The organism is Desulfopila aestuarii DSM 18488 (genome assembly GCF_900143695.1).
Classification (GTDB): Bacteria; Desulfobacterota; Desulfobulbia; order Desulfobulbales; family Desulfocapsaceae; genus Desulfopila; species Desulfopila aestuarii.
In genome coordinates, this window is record NZ_FRFE01000001.1 from 361330 (window position 1) to 382431 (window position 21102).

Consider the following 21102-nt stretch of genomic DNA (forward strand, 5'->3'; position numbering starts at 1 on the left):
GTTTATATCCTCCCAAAGCTCTCCTGCAGTAAGGCGAGAGAGTGTTTCTCGTTTCGCCGCACGATATTTCGTTTGATAAACCAGATCAGTACCAGACCAGTCGCCGCCAGTGCATAATTCAGATATTCGCAGACCATCTGCATATCCCTGGACATTGGCAGCAGAGTGCGTGAGAAGTGACCACGGCCACGTATAGAGAGCAGGCCACGGTCCTCCAGCGACCAGTCGGCGGTGTTGGTCAGCATCTGAACCGGGTTCAGGTAGCTGGTCTGCATGGTGCTTGAGCTGATGCTGATGGCGTCATCACTGGCAAAGGTGGAGGAACCGAAGACGATGATCCGGGCGCTCTCTGGCGAATGGTCAATTTGCCGGGTGATCACGCCCTTGGTCTCTTCACTCTTGTCAGTGGCAGTAGCAGGATCTGCGGCTGTCATGGCCTCGGCGGCTGCCAGAGGTGAGGGTTTACCTGCGAAATAGGAGGTGAACTTTCCTTCGACAGAAACGGCTAACAACTGACGATCGCGGTCGTCGCCCGCAGCAAATCCGGCTTCACCGTAGGTCTGGAAATCAGGAGTTATGGTAGTAGAAGTGGAGAGCCAACTGTCATCCGAGCTTTCCAGCAGGCGGGTGACCTTCCGCTCTTTGTTCTTGTCGTGATCAACACTGATGGGTGAAGGCCAGGTCATGGTCAGTTGGTTTAAACCGGTCATCAGCCCGCTCTCCTGATTCATACCGTCCGGACGGATATCGACAAAATAGGGGTAATTCACCAGTTTGGTCTCCTGGACGGTGAAAGCACCAACTTTTCGCTGCACCGGTATCGGGAAGGCGCTGTTTCGGTCATCCATAACCAGCTTATCGCCAATGGTGATACCGTGGAATTTGAGCCACTCCTCCAGGCCGGTCGGTTTATTGTCAGCGGTGAGGCCATTTCTCACACCTATAGTGTAGGGTGAGGCGGCGATTACCACCGTGCCGCCCTGCATCAGGAACTGGTCCATGCCAAAGAGCTGCTTGTCCGTCATTGATTCTGGAGACACCACCATCAATAGATCGGCTTCTTCCGGCATATGACCGCTGGCAAGATCTGTGTCCACAATTTTGTGTTCTTTTTCCAGCAGTTGATGCAGGACGTTAAATTGCGGACCCGGGGGCTCCATCATGCCGTACTGCGGCATGGGGGGCTGGGGCCGTGGGGTATTGAGGGCGATGGTTTTGGCAAATCCTGCACCAAACCGTTTCAGACCCGTTTCCATGGCGCGCTTGATGCTTTCTTTGGAAAGATCTTCCGGTAGCGGGATCTCGACGATCTCGTCGCCGCTTGAAAGGGTCATATAGAACCAGAAGCTGCGGGTATCGAGGATGGAGAGGGCCATCGGCCGAAAACCGTACTCGTTTTCTAGCTTCTTGGCGATGTTGCCGTCACCTCCATCGGGGTCGACAACGGTTGCTGTAAAGTGTTCGCCACCTTCCTTTTTCATCTCGGCGGTAAGTTCGGAAATCGATTGTTTCAACGTAACCAGTTCATTCGGTAACCGGTCATCGGGAGAAAAATACCCAGTGAAGGTCACGGGCTTTGCTATGGTCGCAAACAGGTCGCCGCCGCCCTGATAACTGTAGAGCACCTTTTTGATCGAGCGGGTGATGTCATATTCGGGATTACGCAGCTCTACCTGCAGATCCTGGTCGCCCTGAACCTTTACTTCGATAAGGTCGCGGAAGCCGAGCACCTCAAACTGGTCGCCATACTGGATCAGGAGGTCAAAATAGGAGTTGGTCACGGCTGCCTGGTATTTGGAAGCAGTCTGGAAGGGAACCGGCCTGATGCCGTATTTCTGGCCGGCTTCCTGCTCAAGATCTGGGTGTTCAGTGGGATCGATGAACTCCACATGGACCCGGTCACCGCCAGCAACCGCGTATTCTGCCAGCAGATCGCGAAGGCGCGGCACTAGCGGCGCCAGCAGCGGATGGGTTTGGGCGGAGAAGTAACCGCGGATGAGCAACGGCTCTTTTAATTGGCCGAGGTAGCTACGGGTGGTTTCAGAGATCGAATAGATCTGGCCGTGGGTCATATCGGCCCGTAACTGGCCAATCGGGGCGAGCCAGAAGTTGGCAGCAATGAAATTTGCGATCAGGAGAGCTGTTGCGAGCTGCCAGCTGCGATGACGGCTGTTTACCGGGTTGTCCGCCCAACGGATTTTCTCAAGGGCGTAGATGTTGAGGCATATGAAGACGCCCATGATGGCCAGGTAGTAATAGAGATCGCGCAGGTCGATAACTCCCCGGGTTATCGACTCAAATCGTGAGCCTGAACCCAACAGCTGCAGAAGTTCGGCGCCTCGGTTGCCGAAAAAACCGATCAGCATGTCGGAGCCGATCAGGTAGAAAAGAAAACAGATAAGCGAGCTGGTGATGAGACTGACGATCTGGTTATCCGACTTGACGCTCACAAAAAGCCCGATGGCGATATACGCAGCAGCGAGAAACATGGTGGCAACATAACCGCCCAGAACCGGGCCCCAGTCCAGAGGTCCAAGAAAACTGACGGTGACGGGTAGCGGCAGGGTCAAAATGAGCGACACACCGACCAACCACAGGCAAGCGAAAAACTTGCCAAGCACCAGATCGCAGGGCGATACCGGCGAAGTGAGCAGAAATTCCAGCGTCCCCGCTCTCCGCTCCTCAGCCCAGAGGCGCATGGTTACCGCTGCGGTGAGAAAGATCATCAGGATGGGCATCCAGGAAAAAAGTGGACGGATTTCTGCGATATTGGTGGCGAAAAATTTCTCGACCCAGAAGAAGATAAAGAGGGTGGCGGCCAGGAACACCCCGATAAAAATAAAGGCGATCGGTGAACTGAAAAAGGCGCCGAACTCCTTTTTGGTTATGCGTAGAATGGTAGTCATTGGTCATTTCTCCTTTAGGCGCTGATCTCGGCGAAGACCGTTTCAAGATTGCGGAACTCGAAATGCATTGCAAAGAGCTGCCACCCCTTCTCATGGACGGCGGCGGCAATTGTGGCGGCAGTCTGCTGCCGGTTCTCGGGAGTTTCGAGGTTGAGGGCGTAGGTATGGGTGCTGCTGCCATGGGCCGTACTGACCGCTACTGAACCGACTCCGGTCATCCTGGCCAGTTCTTTTTCCGCTATGGCTGGCGGGGCGTCGATGATGATGAGCAGACGATCATTGCGGTTCAGTTCGGTCAGGCGGGCATCGAGCGCCTTCCTGCCGTCTTTCATGATGATCACCCTATCGCAGATGGCCTGTACCTCCTGGAGGATATGGGTGGAGATGATGACCGTCGAGTGTTTGGCCAGATCGGTGATGAGCGAGCGCATTTGTTGGATCTGGGTCGGGTCGAGTCCGTTGGTGGGCTCATCGAGAATAAGGATGTCAGGCCGGTGGAGGATGGCCTGGGCCACACCCGTTCGCTGACGATAGCCCCGCGACAGCTTGGCTATGGGCCAGGTTGCTTTTTCCTTCAGACCGGTACGGGAAATGGCCTCAGTGATCATAGCTAGCCGCGCATTTGCTCTAATTCCTCGTAAGGACGCTGAATAATCGAGATAATCGATGACCGTCATCTCTGGGTAGACCGGGCAGTTTTCCGGCAGATAGCCGATCTTTCGCTGCACCTTGCGGCGATCGGAAACAACGTCGATTCCGTCCACGGTTACTGAACCGCTGGTCGGTTCGAGATAGCCGGTAATCATCTTCATGATGGTCGTCTTGCCGGCGCCGTTATGGCCGAGCAGACCGACTATCTCCCCCGGAGAAATTGCAAACGACACGTCATCGACCGCCGTGAAATCTCCGTACTTTCGAGTCAGTTTGTCGAGGTTGATCATAGGTTTCACTCCAAAATGATTGTTCGTGGATACAGCACATGGGGCAGCTGTGAACAGGAGCTTTTCGCCGAAGGCTTACACAGGCAGGCGGAGAGGGAGTTTTACTGGGGGACTGAAAAGGTCTTCCGCAGATAAAAACAGACAACGTTCCGCGTCATGGAAAGCGCAAAAGCGAAGTGTTGATATTCACGGTTGCCGAAAATTCCGGTATCCGCCTGAAAAGGGAACTGTTCAAAACGGAACACGCCTGGGACACTCTGTGCCGCGACTGGTGTGCAATACCCTTTTCGATTTGGTTACCGGGAAAGCTGAGAAGGCAATCGAGGATCGGTTGCTATGTCTTTATCGTAGTCCGAGAGCGATTTGGCGTATTACCGTTCATCGTTTATCTCCTGGGATCCGAAGGAATCACCGGCTCGATGGCGGACTGGACAATCCACCCCTTGCGGCCGGTTTCATCTTCAACAAAAACGTATGTTCCATGCTCTTTGCCGGAAGAGACCATCCGCCCTTCCTGGATATTGCCTGCTGTAGCGGCACCTTCAAAGGGGGAGATCAAGAGGCGCGATTCATGCACCACCACCGAGCCGGTCCACTCAACATGCAACTCCAGAGTGGCGATGGTCGACGCGAGCATTACAACTGAGCAGGCAATACCCAGCCCCATCATGGCCCGTGGTGAGATTTTGAGTTGGAGGGAAAGCAGCAGACCCACGGTGAGGAGCACCAAGGCCAGGCCGCCGATGCCGATCCATTGATTCATGGAGAACAGGTGCAGCAAATGTTCCAGTGTGGTTGCTTCAGGGTTGAAAATTCCGTTGGCTGCCCGCACCAACTGCAGGTTACCAAGGATGTCAGGGTCATTGGGGTCAAGTTGTAAGGCCCGTTCATAGTTCAGCACCGCCTTGCCGGTATGACCTGCCTGGGCATAGCTGTTGGCGAGGTTGTAAAGGAGCCCCGCGCTGTAACCATTGTTGCTGATAAGTTCTTCATATATGGCGATAGCGCTTTCGAAATCATTACGGCTGTAGGCACCATTCGCCTCCTGGAAACGACTGTTGTCGACTCCGGCAAAGGCGGCAGATATCAGAAAAGATGCCGTCATGACGCTGAGCAGAAGAGGGAGGAGATATCGTTTCATACCAGTTCCTCCAGTTCTTTTTTCACCGCTCGCGCATAGTCCTGCATAGTTTCACGGTCGAGCAGGGCGCCGCTGTATGCAGCCTTCTCGGCGATGGTGAAAATTTCCACAAGCCGATTGGAGGAGGAAAGACGTGCTGTCAGATCTGCACTGGTAATGGCGCTCGCCTGACAGTGCCAGATCGCCCCCAGGTGCTGTTGGATGGCAGTGCGACAAACGGCGAGGAATACGCTGCTGTTCTCTTGGGCCAGTGCCTGATCCATGCTCTGATATGAATCCTGCAGAGCCTTACCCAGCTGGCGCCTGCGGCGGTCCTCCGGGTGGGCGTCCTCACGCAGTCGATATATCTTGAGCACGGTCAGCATCAGCAATGCCAGGACGCAGATGGCCATAACGGCCAGGAAAGGCGGTCTGGTATAGAGCGGGGTAATGGCGCTGGTGGTGTTTCCCGACTCCAGCCGCAAGGGAGCGAGACCGCCAATAGGTGCTGATGTCGATTCCGGTTGTTGCTTAGGAGCGACAGTTGCTGCCGGTGCAGCTTCATTACCCCTGACCGGCGGAGCCGGAGTCGGAACGGGTACAGAAGTTTTGGCGGTTATGGATACGGGAATAGGGGACGATTCCCTGGTGATATATTTTCCTTTTTGCGGATCGAAGTAGGAGAAGGCAAGCGCCGGGATCTCGGATACCGAACCGCTTTTGGCAACAATCGCCTGTTCGAACACCTTGTTGCCGGTGTGATCACCGCCTGTTCCTTTTGTGAATGTAGCAGCCGGGGTATAGGTCTTCCACTGATCTGATTCAGGAAAAGCGGGAGCTTCAACCCGGTCAAAATTGCCAGTTCCGCTAACGGTCATGGTCAGGGTCAGCGGTTCGCCGGTTTCAGCCTGAATAGGCGTTGCTGCGACCTGCAGGTTAAAATTACCGATTGCTCCGGTGAAGCCGGCTGGCCGGTTTTCGTCCGGCAGCGGCAGGATAGTAAACGTCATCTCCTCGCTCACAGGCTTGATCGGCTTTTCCTTATAGCCGCCAAAGACATTATCGAAAAAGTCATCGTCAAACGGTGACTGGCCGAAAATGGAGGTCGACATTCGTCTCTCCGGGATCAGGAGGGTGGCATCCAACTCGAGGTGAACCGTATACTTCCCTTCCTTGATATTGGATATATCCGTCTGCCAGGTGAGGACCGAGTAACGTGAGTTGCCAAATATTTCCTCGGTTTGCACTGGCTTCTCATTCAGCTGCGGCATCACCAGGCCGTCACCGACAAGAGTTGGCGCACTGTTGAGGCTGGCGCGCAAGCCCTTTTTGAAATAGGCCTTTACCTCAACGGGAATAATCTCGCCAACATAACTGGATGTTTTGTCTATGTTGAGACGAAGAAAGGCGGCGTCGCCACCGGCTGATGCACCCGAGGCCGATGGTGAAGGCAGTACGGCAGTGCCGGAACCGCTCTGGCCCATCTGGCCGCTATCGGTGATTTCAAAGGGGATAGCCTCGGTGGTGCGGCTGGTGCCGTCACTTTTTATGGTAATCGGCGGGATGGTATATTTACCCGACTTATATCCTCTGACGATACAGGTGAAAGTGATAGCTGAGGAGAAATTTCCGTTGATCATGTTGATCTGACTACTTCTACCGCGTTGGATGATCTCGAAGCTGCTGGTGTCTGTCTCGGGAATTTCCAGATCAGCTGAGCGAGTACCGTTGACGGTGATGCTCAATTGGGCGCCGTCGTCAACTGAGAAGGTGGTGGAACTGAGCGTGGCGTTAACGCTGAATTCGGCCCGGCTGGCTGCCGGCAGCGAGAACAGCGCGATAAGTGCCAGCACTGCAACCACCCCTGCGCCGAGAATGGTTATTTTTGGGTTGTGACGTTTCATTACCAGTCCCTCTCTACAGATCGTTCGCCCCTGGGTACGAAATTCAGTTCACCCTCCTCATTTTTCAGGGCATTCAACAGATTTTCCGCCTCTTCTCTGGTCATCTGGCCAAGTTCTCGCCGCTTGTTGTCGCGGTTCTGCTCTGCGTCCTGATCGGCAGCGGTTGCATCCTGCTCTTTATCCTGGCTTGTTGCTGGCTGAGGCTGTTCTTTATCTTTGTCGCCGCCACTCTCCTGGTCGGCTTGCTGATCCTTTGGCTGGGCATTATCTTTTTGCTCTTGCTGCTGTTGATCATCAGATGATTGTTGCTGCTTTTGCTGCTGGTCATCGGACGGTTTGTTGTCCTGACCGTTGTCATCCTCATTTTGCTTTTGCTGCTGATCCTGCTTTTCGTTGTTCTGTTGCTGGTTTTGTTGCATTTGCTTATCAAGTTCTTCCAGTTTCTTGGCGACATAGGCCCGGTTTTCCCGAGCGAGAGCGTCTTCGGGATCAAGATGCAAAGCTCCATCGAAGGAGTCGAGTGCCTCCTGCCACTTTTCCTTGGTAAGCTGCGGGTTACCCTGCTGGCTTTCAGCCCCTTTCTGGAACAGGGCGTTACCTCGGTTGTAATAGGCCTTCTCCTGCAGTGAGAGGTCGTCGCTTTTCAACGCCTCGTTAAAGGCGGCGATGGCTTCGTCGTGGAGATTGTTCTTGTAGGCCGTGGTCCCGAGATTATAGTGAAGCTGCGGGTCATCAGGATGCTCTTTTAATGCCCTATTGTAGAGCTCTGCAGCCTTGAGGTAATCGCCACTGTTGTAGGCATCTTCGGCGGCTGAGGCTAGGGCACGCTGTGGTGTGGAACCAAGAGCCAGGGCCAGAAAAACCATCGGCACCAGTTTTTTTATTCTGCGCCCGGCGGAAGCGATTCCGGAAAGTGAGAGCTTAAGGCCGGATTTCCTTTCAGGTAACAGGTATTCGAGGAAGAGCAGGAAAATGGCTGCGGCCAGCGGCCAGCTGAACCGCTCGATCGGCACCTTCTGCCGCCGCTCCATAAGCTCTTCTTTAGGAATGAGCTGCAGTTTCTGCTGGTAGATTGTTTGAAGTCCCTCGCCACTGTTGCCAAGTGGAGCGTAGATGCCGCCGGTGACCTCTGCGATTTCGGTGAGACTCTTTTCATCGAGTTTGGAGGTGACATATTTGCCGGTCTCATCCTTGACAAAACCGGCCTTGCCTGTTCCTGGAAGAGGAATCAATTCGCCGCTGGCAGTGCCGACCCCCACCGTGTAGATGGTCATTCCCTTCTCTTTGGCTGCTTTAGCCGTCTGGATGGCATCGCCTTCAAGGTTCTCACCATCGGTGAGGAGGATGAGAACCTTATGGTTGGCGTCGTTTTTCAGCACTGATTCTGCTTCTTCGATCACCTTGGAGATATTGGTGCCGCCAAGCGGAATGATGTCGGTGGTGATGGTGCCAAGGGAGTTGTTGAAAGCGTCATAGTCGAGGGTGAGTGGGCACATCAGATAACCGGTGCCGGCAAAAGGCATGAGCCCTATCCGATCGCCCTCGAGTTTTGCGACAAAATCCATGATGCCGAGCCGTGCCCGTTGCAGCCGGTTGGGCTTGGTGTCCTCGGCTAGCATGCTGTTGGAGGTGTCGAGAGCAAAGAGGATGTCTATGCCCTTACGCTTTACCTCGATCCAGGTCGAGCCGTATTGTGGCCTGGCCAGCGCCGCAAAGAGCAGGAAGATGCCTAAAATGAGCAGGATATTTTTCAGGCGGCGGCGGGTGGTAGAGACATGCCGGGTCAGCCGTCCAAGGAGCTGGGCCCCGGCAAATTTTTCAAGCGTGGCCTGCCGCTTTTGCTGCAGCATGTGCAGAAGCAGAAGGGTGGCACCTGAAAGAATAAGGCCGGCAAGAAGCCAGTATGGTTGGGCAAACTGCAGAAGGTCCATGTCGTTCGTTCTCTACGGCAACTGTCGGCGCCGGCCACCGATCTCAAGCGCCAGCAACCCAAGGGCTGCCAGCACCAGATAGGGGAACAGCTCCCGGTAATTTTCAAATTTCTTGATGGTCCGGGTAGTGGTTTCCATCCGGTTGATTTCGTCGTAAATCCGGGTGAGCGATTTGGTGTCGGTGGCGCGGAAATACTGGGCGCCGGTCTTTTCAGCTACCGCTGTAAGGGTCTTTTCGTCGATATCGACCCGGGCCATGCGAATTTGCTTACGGCCAAAAGGATCGGTAACCGGCATCGGCGCTTCGCCCCGGGTACCTGCACCGATAGTGTAGACCTTGATATTGAGTGTCTCGGCCGCTTCAGCTGCGACCAGCGGCGGGATGCGGCCGGAATTGTTCATACCGTCGGTGAGCAGAATCAAAATGCGCGATTTTGAATCCTGGTCACGCAATCGGTTGGTGCCGCTGCCGATGGCGGAACCGATAGCCGTGCCGTCTTCTACCATGCCGATGGAGAGCGATTCCAGTCGCTTACGCAACCAATCGTGATCAAGGGTGAGCGGGCAGACCAGATAGGGCCGGCCACCAAAGGCCACCAGGCCGATACGGTCGTTGGGCCGTTCGCTGATAAATTCATCGACCACCTTTTTCACCACCTCAAGTCGGTTCACTGGCTGATTGTTGAGGGTAAAGTCCATGGCTTCCATGGAGCCGGAGACATCCACTGCCAGCAAGATATCGATGCCGCTGGCCTGCACCTCGGTGGTGGTATTGCCCTGCTGCGGGCGTGCAGCGGCGAGAATAATGAGGGCGAGCACAAGAAGCCGCATTCCCGACAGCAGGGCAGCCGGCCTGGTTTTCTTCCCCCTGGCAAGGGACGAGACCAGGCTGGTGGAGGAGAAGAGGAGCGCCGGTGCCGCGCCCATCCTGCCGCGCAGTACGGCAAGTAATGGCAGCAGCATGAGCAGCCAGAGGAGGTGAGGGTAGAGAAAACGCATTACCTGGTGCCTCCTGAACTGTTTTCAGTTGCAGGTTGCTCGGTCTGGTTGACGAAGTTGAGCACGCTGTTTTCCATATCCTGCAGATAACTGATACTGGCGGGCTGATGGGCGAATTTCGCCATGTCGCACTGCTCAAGGCATATTTTCAGTTCGCCGCTGAACGCCGCAAGCGTTGTCGCTTTTGGGGTGGTTCCAGCGATATCCTGGAAGAATTCGCGGGTGGTCTGTCGGGTGGTGGGGAGACCAAAGCGTGCTTCCAGATAGCGTCTCAGAATCCCCGAAACACGCTCCATATAGCCAAGGGCTTGTTCAGGGTTCATCATTTCCCTGGCCCGCATCAGTTCGTCGCGGGCCGCAACACCGGGGGGAATGGGTGGCGGGTCTGGCTTTTTGCGGCGGAAAAACCACCAGTAGAGCACAAAAAGCAGAACCAGTGTGGCCAGCCCGATAAGGCTGTAAAGGAGGTATGGCACCGGCTCGGGCAAGTTGATCGGCCCGTGAATATCGTGCAGGTCGGTGGGGACAACATTTTGCGGTCCTTTCTGACCGGGGGCTTGCTGCTGGAGCAGCTGGAGAGAGGAGGGCTGCTTGTCGTCAGCAGCAGCAATACCCGGCAGAAAGGAGAAGATCATCATTTGGCACAATACGGCAAGCGATACCCAAAAAACTTTCATCGTCCCGCCCTCCGCATGCGTGATTGAAAAAAACCGAGAAGTGGCGGGATATAGGAGGTGTCTGTGCTCAATTCCAACAAATCTACCCCGGAGGAGCGGATCGCCCGATTGAGCTGACTGCGCCGCTGGCGGGCAAGTTCGGCATAGTTGTGGCGGATCGCCGGATCGGAGGTATTGAGATCCACCTGCTCACCGCTTTCAGCATCTTCCAGGGTGATCCAGCCCACGTCCGGCAACTCAGCTTCGCGGGGGTCGGAGACGATCAGCGAGATAAGATCGTGCCGGCGGTTACTGACCCGCACCTTTGGCAGCAAGGTTTGTAGCGAATCGATGAAATTACCGGGCAGGCAGAAGTCGGAGATGAGAAAGGCCACACAGCGTCGTTTGGCAACCTTATTGATGAAATCAAGGGGTACCTTCAGCTCGGTTCGACTGCCCTGCGGCTGGAAGTAGAGAATTTCGCGGATAACCCGCAGAATGTGCGAGCGGCCCTTCTTGGGTGGGATATAGAGTTCGACAAAATCAGTAAAGAGGATCAGTCCTACCTTGTCGTTGTTGCGTACCGCGGAAAAGGCCAGCACCGAACCGATCTCCGCCATGATCTCCCGCTTTGAGGAACTGCTTGAGCCAAAATCGCCGGAACTGCTGATATCGATCATCAGCATGATGGTCAGTTCCCGCTCCTCTGTGAACTTCTTGATGTGGGGGATGCCGGTGCGGGCCGTGACATTCCAATCGATGGTGCGGATATCGTCGCCAGGAACGTATTCGCGCACCTCGTCAAAGTTCATGCCTCGTCCCTTGAAGACGGACTGGTAGCTGCCGGCCAGGCTGTCATTGACCAGCCGGTTGGTGCGAACCTCAACCTGCCTGACCTTTTTTAGAATCTCTTTGGTGAGTTGTGCTTCCATGCCGTGTTGTCGATGAGAGTCGCTGAAGAGGTTTTACGGTACCGGCACGGTATCGAGAATTTTTCGGATGATATCCTCGCTGGTCACTCCTTCGGCCTCGGCTTCGTAACTGATCCGTAACCGGTGGCGCATCACATCCATGGCCGCGTCCTTGACATCGTCCGGGGTGACGTAGCCGCGTCCGGCAAGAAAGGCGAGACTTTTCGCCACCAGCTTGAGGTTGATTGTCGCACGCGGTGAGGCGCCCGTCTCGATATAGCCCTGAAGATCGAGCTGGAATTTTTTCGGCTCCCGGGTGGCATAGACCAGCGACACGATATAGTCGCGGATTTTTTCATCCATGTAGATACTGTTCATGACCTTGCGCGCCGCCAGGATGTCTTCGGGCTTGGCTACCGGAATGACGTTGATCTCCGCTTCGGTACTATCCATGGCGTCAAGTATTTTCCGCTCTTCCGCCATGGAGGGGTAGTTGACCACCACCTTCAGCATGAACCTGTCGACCTGGGCCTCGGGCAGGGGATAGGTGCCCTCCTGCTCGATGGGGTTCTGGGTGGCCAGCACCAGAAACAGTTCTGGTAGCCGGAAGGTCTCTTCGCCGATGGTCACCTGCTTTTCCTGCATAGCTTCCAAAAGGGCGGACTGTACCTTGGCCGGGGCCCGGTTGATCTCGTCGGCCAGGATCAGTGACGAGAAGATCGGCCCTTGCTTGACCACAAAGCTTGTCTGTTGCGGGTTGTAGATCTCGGTGCCGATGATATCGGCCGGCAGCATGTCAGGGGTAAACTGGATGCGGCGAAACTCAGTCTGCACCGCTTTCGCCAGGGTTTTGACAGCAAGAGTCTTGGCCAGACCCGGCAGACCTTCCAACAGGATATGACCTCCGGTCAGCATCCCCACCAATAACCGCTCCACCAGGTGTTCCTGACCAATGATCATTTTGCCAATTTCGCGGCGCAGGGGAGGGAGCCACGCGGAGCTACGCTGGACCGATTCATTGATCTCCTGGATGGAGCGGTATATGGCGTCACCCGGAGGGGGGGCCGGGTTCGGAGAGGCAGGAGGAGCTGCCGGAGGGAGTGTCGTCTGCTGATTCTGTCTGAACATCGCGATCCTCGATATGTATTCATCTCAATAGGAAACGTTTTTTTCTCTGACGACTGCACTATAACAACTTTACATTACCACGCTCTTTCCAGAGCATTACAATGCTGTAATGTTGGGAGGGCTCGCGATGATTTCGGGAGCTAGTAAATTGATTTTGTAATGATAAGTTGCTGGAGTTGTCAAATATACTGATGGTGATAATGGGCAAAATAGTAATTACAGAAGAGGCCATATTGTGGTTGTTTTTCTGATCAGCTACCCAATATCGCGCAAGGTGCCATATTACAGTAGTATTTTATCTGCAACATGCGAATATTTTTGGAAAAAAATTTTCATTTCGGTGAGACATTGGGTATGCTGGATGTGGACAGGGACAGGGGGGCTTGTCTGGTGTGTTTTGGATGTACACAGTTCCTTACTAGGGACTCAACCAAAATCTGCTATGTCCAGTGTTGTGTCGAAGGCGATGACAGCAATTGATCAACGACAACCTTTTTCCAGCCTATCTGATGTCCAGAGCCTGATGCATTCGCTGCAACGGCTCATGAAGATTGGGTTGTATTATCCTGATGGCCATTCTGTCCTAACGAAAGCTACGGGCAATTTCCAACGCGATCTTGCCAGGGTGGCGAGGGACAACTCATCGGTTCACCTTTCTCTTCGGAACGATCAATTATTTCTGGAAAATATCGAAATTCCCAGGACCAGTGCCTTTACCAACGAACTGGTCTCAATTTTGTCAACTCTTGGAATTGACGAGCTGGAAATTGATCGCGAGATCGAGGCGAGTGAGATCACTTCCTTTCTCCAGAAAATGCTGCAGTATCAAGCCCAAGTCCAGTCGTCCCGTTTTTTTCAGCAGATAGATTTTCATGATCTGCCCTATTCTATTCGGATTACCCAGAAAGAATTTCTCACCACACAGGCTGCAACTGTGTCCGGTAAATCTTCGTCTGATGAAAGAGCACAGCCGTCTCTTGAGCAGTTTATGGAGCGACTGCAGAAGAAAGGCGTTGCCGGGCAACAGTTGGCGCGCTGCCGGGCGGTGATGGAGTCATTGGCGGCCAAGGATGTAGCGGATATCGCCCCGCAAGCCGATATACCCCATGTTGACTGGCAGGATATTGAAATGATGTTGATCCGGATAACCGGGGAGGAGCAAGTTGGTCCCGGTACGGGCAGCACCTCATCTGCTGACAGTCTGAATTCCCTGGCATCGATTCTTCAGGCCCTTGAACAGCATACCTCGGTGAAGCGTTCAAAGGAGGCTATAAATCTGCTTGTTTCAATGGTAAAAAATCAGCCGGCAGGCCAAGAAGAGGGGTTGAAGAAAATCTCGCCTGACAGGAAGGCCGGGGAAAAAGCATTTCCCGTGGTGCCATTGGTGAAGCTGGATGAGTTCGTTCGTTTGAACCACCCGGGGAAAATACAGCTCAGCAAACTCTTTGCACCTGATCGAAGAGAAGAGCTAGGGATACTGCTTCTTCAGCTGGAGCGAGGACTACCGCTGGACATTGAAGCACGTATATTTCAATCAATGCGGAATATCCTCACCAGCAAGCTGGATCAATCGGAATGGGAAGTTCTGGTGCAGGGAATGAAGTGCATTTTGCGTAGGGTTGAGCAGACCAGATTTGCCAGCATCTTGAAGATAGTTTTGCCGCCCCTACGACGTTCTCAACCGGCTTCTTCCATCGTGTTGCTGAATCAGATAATTGATGACTGCAGTCCCCAGGATTTGCGGAAAGTCTGGCCTCATGCGGTGAATGAGCTTATCCGTCTTGGCAGCAGGAGGGCTCCTGCTGACTTTCACTATCTCTGTTACAGGGTCAGCAGTCTGCCGATGGAGGCTCAAAAAAGTAGTCTTCCTCTTTTGCAGGAGCTTGATAGTTTTCAAGAGAATACCGTGGCCCCCGATGTGTGTTCGAACCTCCAGCCAGATAGTTATCAGCTGTTTAGCCTGTTGTTAAACACCTCGCTGCAGTCGCAACTGGTATCGAGAATCATTCAGGATTTCACCTTGCATCCTCCTGGCGAAACCATCGAAACGGTGGTCCCATTTTTTGACAAAAAAAATCCGTTGCATGTGCAATTTCTTCGAACCTATCTGCAACAATCGAAGCCCCATGCACCGGTATCAGTAGACGCCGCGCGGCTTGCCGGTGAGATAATTGCAGAATCTCTCTTGGCCTTGCCTCGGGAAAATCGGTCTGAATCATTCGTGTTGAAGGCTATCTCAATTATCGGTGAACTGCATGCGGAAGCAGGAAAACCGACCCTGGAAACGATTATCGAGTCCAAGCGATGGCTGTTGATTCCGGAATGGCCGGTGATGTGCCGAAAGAAGGCTGCCGATTCCCTCAGGGCGTTGCGGCGCTCGAAGACAATAAGAAAGAGTGTGTCATGAAAGTCGATAGCGAGCTCAATGATTTCTTGATCCTCCTCTCCCGGGGAATGGGAATCCGCAAACTGTATTTTGCCAAACACAATAAAGTTCGGGAAGTTGTGTCTAATATTATAAAAAGCCTCAACGCATATTTTCAAGCATCCCAGGAAGAAGAACTCTTTGTCGGGATAATTGAGGGAACCCTTATTTACAACGGCAGGAGACTCACCGGCCCCAGTGTGGTCGGACATCAACTGGTTCAGCTGGCAGACAGGCTCAGTTGCGGTGGCTTTACTTTCCTTCGCACCGTGTCTGTTCAGGATATAGCGCGCCTTCTAGATCTCAATGTCGAGCTTTCCCAGCCGGTGGGGAGTTTGACGGAAGCCCGACAGCTGCTGCTTTCCCGTGGCATAAACAATATCACGGTTGCCTACAAGTATAGCGATCCTTCCGAGATGGTTCCCAGGGACAGGAAGTTTACGTGGATGGGTAAAGACGCCGATTTGGTGATGCAGTCTCCGGATCTTCTTTTTCAGGCACTGTTCGATGTTGTGGAGAGCGCTCACGGCAACGCGTTGCTCGGGTGCAATATCGATATTGAGAGTGCCAAGTCAGTCAGTGAGTATCTCTTGCAATATACCCGTTCAAATTTCTCGGATATTATGCAACATATTCACTACCCGAATTTCGATACCTACACAGTGGGGCATTCAGTACGGGTTGCATCCCTGGCCGTGTATATTGGCACCACCCTTGGACTTGATGATACGACCCTACTCGATCTGGGCACGGCGGCCCTATTGCATGATGTAGGAAAGAGCAAAATTCCGGAAGAGATTCTTTTCAAACCCGATCGGCTCACTGACAATGAATTTGCTGTTATGAAGGGCCACTCTCCACTCGGAGCCGAAATACTACTTGGTCACACGAATACGACAGCCATGGATATTGCTGTGGCCTGGGGACACCATATCCACTACAACGGTAAGGGGTATCCCGAGTTGCCGGATTGGCTGCCCCGTCATCCTTTGACGGCACTCATGCAGATCTGTGATGTCTTTGAGGCGCTGACAGCCATCCGGCCCTACAAACCGCCGTTTTCCCCGCATGAGGCCTATTCGATCATGCTCGCCGATAAAGGTACCTATCATCCGGCCCTGCTTGCCCATTTCATTGCTGTCGTGGGCCTCTATCCTCCGGGAAATGTTGTAAAGCTATCGGACGGTCGCAAAGGAGTTGTTGTTTCGGCGGGGAAAAATCTCTCGCGTCCGCAGATCGAGATCAGTGTTGCGGAAGACTCAGAAGAATACAAAGGATCTCCCGGATATCGACTTGATCTTGCCAGTCCCGAATCTCAAAAATTGTATATAACAGGGCTTGAGCGGGAATGCTGAACGGAGCAAAACCGGTTTCACTTTTGTCGACCCGGTTTTGCTCCGTCATTTGGGAATAGTTCATCGTGCTGCATGGTAAATGAGACGCAGTGCCAGCGGAAATACAGCATATTTATCTCACAGCTCATTCCTCTTTTACAGGCAGGGCCTGCTGCTGTTGCTCAGCTTCAGCGGCAATCACTGCGGCAGCACCGGCCTCCAGAGCTTTTTTTCTTGTCTCTTCACTCATGGTGTCGCGGTGGCTGTCTTCGGGAAAATCAACAATGACCTTGCGATGGGCATAATGGATACCGGCGGCGGTGAGTGCCTCGGTAATACGTCGGAATGCTTCTCGTTTAATGGTGAACTGCTTGCCGGGTTTGGCCGTGAATTTGACCCGGATGATCATGACGGAATTGGTGATTTCATTCACGCCCTGGGACTTGACCGGCAGGATGAAATCGTTGCCCAGCTCTTCATCCTCGAGCATTGCTATACCGACCTTCTTGATAATCTTTCGCACCTTATCGATATTGGTGTCATAGGGGAATTCCAGCGGGAATTTCACGATAATGCCACCTCGCATATAGTTGGTGATTGCTCCCAGATCGCTATGTGGCACCACCTGAAGCATGCCGCGATGATGGCGCAGCATAACATTTCTCAACGTAATTGCTTCAACGGCTCCTTTTATTGATCCTGCCTGAATGTATTCACCGACACGAAACGCGTCGTCGAGCAGGAAGAAAAAGCCGGAAAGAACGTCTGAGACGAGCTTCTGGGCGCCAAAGCCTACTGCCAGACCAAGCACGCCGGCACCGGCGAGAATTGGGGCAATATTTATGCCTAAGGCCGAAAGGATGGTCAGACTCACTATGAGAATAAGGGTCGAGGCAAGCACCTTGCGAAGCATCGGTAGAAGGGTGTGGCTGCGGCTGGCAGGGGCAGCGCCGCCGAACTCATTGTCGTCATCTTCGGCGTTTTCAGAAGGTGGCGGGGTCGCTTCTTCAATCTTCCTTGCAATATAGGTTGATGCGAGGCGCCAGACCAGCAATGCCAGGGCCAAGGTGATGAGTGATTCAAATATGGCTTTCATGGCATCCTTGGCAAAAGGAATATCGTATCCCCAGAGTGTCAGGGTCCACGTTGCCATTGCAGAGACCAGAATAATACGAAAAATGAGGTAGGTTTTCGATTCAATCTCTTTTTTACGGGCAAGTGCCCCTTCCATGGCGGCTGCTGCGTCGTCATCTGTTTTCTCGCTGCTCGTCGCCGGGCTGAGCACTGTCCCGACGCCGAGAGAGTCTATTACGGACCGGATGATGGATCGGCCGGCGTAACTGGCTACGATGTAAATGGGGATGATAAATAAACTGATGAGAAACGAATTGTCTCTGACGATGGTTCCCGAAAGCTCCTCGCCTAGCCAGATAAACCACGCGAAAAAAAGATAGAGCATCGCTGGGACATGCCAATAGGAGACAAGTTGTTCCCTGATCCAGCCGTTTCCTTCCCCTTTATTATCTGCCTGCAATGATTCTGAGACAGGGGTTTTAAGATAGATCACCAGACTGCACAAAACGGCTATGACGGTGGTGCCGATAATGATTGCCACCCAGGAAACGGTCTGAGGCTGAGCGCCGAGGTCGAAGATGAAACGACCAGTCATTTTACCTGACAGGATAACGACAGTTGAGATGACGGTCGCGCGGTAAAGGGATTTTGCGATAGAATCGTTGAGGGCCATTGGCCGCACCATCCTGTCCTGTGGGGCAAAAACAATCTTGCTGAGCAAGGAGCAGATTACAATAGCGAGCACGATACCCAGGATGAGCTGAAACAGCATTCGTCCGGCGACCGTTACATTGTCACCCAGAAAGAGAAAGATGAGTGTTGATGACACTGCCAGCAGGACGACGCTGGCAAGACGAGGTATTGATTGCACAAAACCTGCCCAGAGCGCGGAGATGCTATCGCCTGCTGGAGGGGAAATCTGTTCGAGTTGGGCGATGACTTTTCCAGCAAAACGTTTGGCCGTGAAAACGATGAGAAAACCAAGGGCGAGGGAGACAACGACAAGAAACAGCGCGTGAAATAACCCTTTTGCACCATTTTCGCCCCCGACGGATGCGAGAACCCGAGCGAGGTCGCCTGGAACCTGGGGCGCAAAGGCTAATACACTACTGTTTTCTATTTCGGCGTATTCATTTGTATCCAGCATATGCAGCCATAGGGCGACAGCAGGAGATTTGTGCTCCTTCTGGGCAACTTCCTGGCTTGGAGCTGGAGTAGTTGCCTGGGCAACTGTTGTTGTCTGTTGAGCAGGAGGGGAGAGTGGTGTACTTGCGCCAAATGCAAGTGGAACGAAAAGACACAGATACATGAACAGTACTGTGCAGGATATACGTGTGAGATTGTGGTTCATAGCACCTCCCATAACTAGAGATAATGTATCGGCGGAAATTTTTTATCAGTCAGAAAGCAGAGGTTCCTAACACCTCAGGGGTGATGATACCGGAGGACAAGGGAAAGGAAAAGAGTAATTATGATATCAGTTGAATATGAGATGTTGCAGCAGGTGAAAATGTCGAAAGCAAAAAATCGCTCTCTCCTTGGAGTAGATATTTTTTTCACGTTGGACAGTAACAGGAAAATGGTTCATACTCTTGATAGGCATTCGTTGCCTTTGCCCTTCATCCAAGAATTGTGCGACAACGTTCTCGAACATCGAATTTTTTAAAAAAGGAATGGCTCATGAATATGGCTCCCAACCCTGACCATGAACAGGAAAAGCGCATTTCCGCCCTGCTGCTGGATGTTTTTATCCGGGCTGGAATGCTCCTTGCGATGATCATCCTCTGTTACAGGATATTTTCACCGTTTCTTTCGTTAATGTTGTGGGCGCTGATCCTGGCGGTGACCACCTACCCGATCCATCAGCAGATTGCTCGCCGGATCGGTGGCAAGCAGGGGCTTGCTGCTACCTTGCTGGTGTTTTTCAGCATTGTGGTGATCGTCATTCCGACCACGTTGTTGGTCAGTTCGTTGGGTGATTCCATCCATGGCCTGATCAACGATTTAAAGAACAATACCCTGGAGGTCCCAGCGCCTCCAGCTGGTGTTGGCGAGTGGCCTATTGTTGGTGAGCAGCTGTATGAATTCTGGTCGGAGGCCCATAGTGACCTGCCGGCTGTGCTGCAGTCCATGCAGCCGAAAATTGGTGAACTGGCAAAAAAAGCCCTGGGAATCGTTGCCGGACTGGGGGGGACGATGCTGCTTTTTTTCTTCTCGTTTATTATTGCCGGAATCATCATGGCTTTCGGAACGTCGGGAGGAAAAGCAATGCAGAGGATTTTCCAGCGTATTGCCGGTGTGGAACGGGGGAAGGAATTCACCAAACTTGCAACAGGTACGATACGGGCGGTGGCAGCAGGCGTTATCGGCATCGCCTGCATTCAGGCACTATTGATCGGCCTGGTGCTGATCCTGGCCGGTATCCCCTGGGCTGGAGTCCTGTCGTTATGTGTCCTGGTGTTAGGGATTGCCCAGTTGCCGGCGCTGCTGGTGACCCTGCCGGCCATAGGCTATATCTGGTTTATTGGTGATTACTCAACTGTCGGTGGAATCAGTTTTACCGTTTTGCTGATAGTGGCCGGTACTGTGGATAATGTCCTGAAACCGCTGATGCTCGGTCGAGGGGTTGATGCGCCGATGCCGGTGATTCTGCTCGGTGCATTGGGAGGTATGGCGAGCAGCGGGATCCTTGGCATGTTCATCGGGGCCACACTCCTCGCTCTTGGTTATCAAATCTTCATCAGGTGGGTGGACACAAACCCGGATGTGGAAGCGGAGCCTATCGATTCATCGGCTTCATAGGGCATCGTTATCGGCTATGATCATCTTTTTCATATCTATTTTACGTGAACGTTAATATCTTGTTTTCTATACGAACCTTCCTGTGGTAGATTGCAGTAAAAACAAAGGAGGGGTTAAAAGATGACGACGACGTTCTATCATGTTGAAAAATCGGGACCAATTGCGGTGGTTTGGCTGAACCGACCCGAAAAGAAAAACGCCATGGGAAAGGCAGCGTGGCTGGAACTGCCACAAATCTTTAGTGAGCTGTCGGCTGCCAGAGAGATACGGGCTGTGATTCTTGCCGGTAAGGGGGATGATTTCAGTGCCGGTATAGACCTTCAGGAGATGGTTCCCGAGTTGCCGGAGTTGCAGAACAGGGACCAGTCGGGAGCGACCAAGTGGAGTCTCTTGCCGAAGATCCAGGTGTTGCAGCAGGCAATTAGTTCGGTTGAGCGCTGCCGGAAACCGGTCATTGCCGCGATTCATGGATTCTGCCTTGGGGCTGGGCTTGATCTTGCCACGGCTTGCGATATCCGCCTCGCTTCAAAAGAGGCTCTATTTTGCGTCAAAGAGGCTGCGGTCGGTTTTGTCGCAGATGTTGGGGTGCTGCAACGGTTACCGCTGATTGTTGGCCAGGGATTGGCGAGGGAGCTTGCCATGACGGCGAAGACGATCGATGCCGAACGTGCCTGCCGGATAGGCCTTGTCAATGACGTTTATGCATCTCCGGAAGCACTCATGAGCGCGGCCCAGGTCATGGCAGAGGAGATTGCCGAAAACTCACCTCTTGCTGTGGAGGCCACCAAGGATGTTCTCAATACCGCAATTGAGGGCGCGATCGATAGCGGCCTGAAATATGTCGCATCCGTAAGTACCAATATCATTCCTTCGGCAGATCTTTTTGAGGCTCTGGCCGCTTTCAGGGAAAAACGAAAGCCCAGGTTTCGTGGGATGGACTGAGAGTTGATGGGTGACTGATCATGTCTTTT

14 protein-coding genes are annotated in these 21102 nt (G+C 53.2%); 4 read left to right on the forward strand and 10 right to left on the reverse strand.

Going from position 1 to position 21102, the window contains the following annotated elements; genetic code table 11:
• Positions 1-2 precede the first annotated feature (2 nt).
• The 9 genes from BUF15_RS01515 to BUF15_RS01555 form a co-directional block, all read right to left on the reverse strand.
• Positions 3-2906, reverse strand: coding sequence for a Gldg family protein (locus BUF15_RS01515; protein ID WP_073611656.1), 2904 nt, complete (start codon positions 2904-2906; stop codon positions 3-5).
• 14 nt (positions 2907-2920) lie between these two features.
• Positions 2921-3847: an ABC transporter ATP-binding protein gene (locus BUF15_RS01520; protein WP_073611657.1), complete on the reverse strand. Its 927-nt coding sequence runs from the start codon at positions 3845-3847 to the stop codon at positions 2921-2923.
• A 385-nt stretch (positions 3848-4232) separates the two neighbouring features.
• Positions 4233-4988 (reverse strand): tetratricopeptide repeat protein, encoded by a 756-nt coding sequence (locus tag BUF15_RS01525; protein WP_073611658.1) that lies wholly within the window; start codon positions 4986-4988, stop codon positions 4233-4235.
• Complete coding sequence (locus BUF15_RS01530) at positions 4985-6871, reverse strand: BatD family protein (protein WP_073611659.1); 1887 nt, start codon at positions 6869-6871, stop codon at positions 4985-4987. The genes BUF15_RS01525 and BUF15_RS01530 overlap by 4 nt, the downstream gene beginning before the upstream one ends.
• Entirely contained in the window at positions 6871-8802 is a 1932-nt protein-coding gene (locus BUF15_RS01535) for a VWA domain-containing protein (protein ID WP_073611660.1), read from the reverse strand. The genes BUF15_RS01530 and BUF15_RS01535 overlap by 1 nt, the downstream gene beginning before the upstream one ends.
• Positions 8803-8814: 12 nt before the next feature.
• Positions 8815-9801 (reverse strand): vWA domain-containing protein, encoded by a 987-nt coding sequence (locus BUF15_RS01540; RefSeq protein ID WP_073611661.1) that lies wholly within the window; start codon positions 9799-9801, stop codon positions 8815-8817.
• The gene (locus tag BUF15_RS01545; protein WP_073611662.1) at positions 9801-10478 is read right to left on the reverse strand and encodes a DUF4381 domain-containing protein; all 678 of its coding nucleotides are present in this window, start codon (positions 10476-10478) and stop codon (positions 9801-9803) included. Before BUF15_RS01545 ends, BUF15_RS01540 begins: the two co-directional genes overlap by 1 nt.
• Positions 10475-11389 carry a DUF58 domain-containing protein gene (locus BUF15_RS01550; protein ID WP_073611663.1) on the reverse strand — a complete coding sequence of 305 codons (915 nt, stop codon included), beginning with the start codon at positions 11387-11389 and terminating at the stop codon, positions 10475-10477. The genes BUF15_RS01545 and BUF15_RS01550 overlap by 4 nt, the downstream gene beginning before the upstream one ends.
• A 33-nt stretch (positions 11390-11422) precedes the next feature.
• Positions 11423-12412 (reverse strand): AAA family ATPase, encoded by a 990-nt coding sequence (locus BUF15_RS01555; protein ID WP_073611744.1) that lies wholly within the window; start codon positions 12410-12412, stop codon positions 11423-11425.
• 526 nt (positions 12413-12938) lie between these two features.
• Between BUF15_RS01555 and BUF15_RS01560 the strand changes: the two genes are divergently transcribed.
• Together BUF15_RS01560 and BUF15_RS01565 are read left to right on the forward strand one after the other, a co-directional pair.
• Positions 12939-14903, forward strand: a complete 1965-nt coding sequence (locus tag BUF15_RS01560) for a hypothetical protein (protein ID WP_143170596.1) — start codon at positions 12939-12941, stop codon at positions 14901-14903.
• Positions 14801-16276, forward strand: coding sequence for an HD-GYP domain-containing protein (locus BUF15_RS01565; protein WP_084553332.1), 1476 nt, complete (start codon positions 14801-14803; stop codon positions 16274-16276). Before BUF15_RS01560 ends, BUF15_RS01565 begins: the two co-directional genes overlap by 103 nt.
• Positions 16277-16400: 124 nt before the next feature.
• Here BUF15_RS01565 and BUF15_RS01570 read toward each other — a convergent pair whose 3' ends face one another.
• The gene (locus BUF15_RS01570; protein ID WP_159441194.1) at positions 16401-18680 is read right to left on the reverse strand and encodes a mechanosensitive ion channel family protein; all 2280 of its coding nucleotides are present in this window, start codon (positions 18678-18680) and stop codon (positions 16401-16403) included.
• A gap of 329 nt (positions 18681-19009) precedes the next feature.
• Here BUF15_RS01570 and BUF15_RS01580 point away from each other — a divergent pair, with 329 nt between their 5' ends.
• Positions 19010-20131: an AI-2E family transporter gene (locus BUF15_RS01580; RefSeq protein WP_200802305.1), complete on the forward strand. Its 1122-nt coding sequence runs from the start codon at positions 19010-19012 to the stop codon at positions 20129-20131.
• Between the two features lie 120 nt (positions 20132-20251).
• Positions 20252-21073, forward strand: coding sequence for a crotonase/enoyl-CoA hydratase family protein (locus BUF15_RS01585; protein ID WP_073611668.1), 822 nt, complete (start codon positions 20252-20254; stop codon positions 21071-21073).
• Positions 21074-21102: the final 29 nt, after the last annotated feature.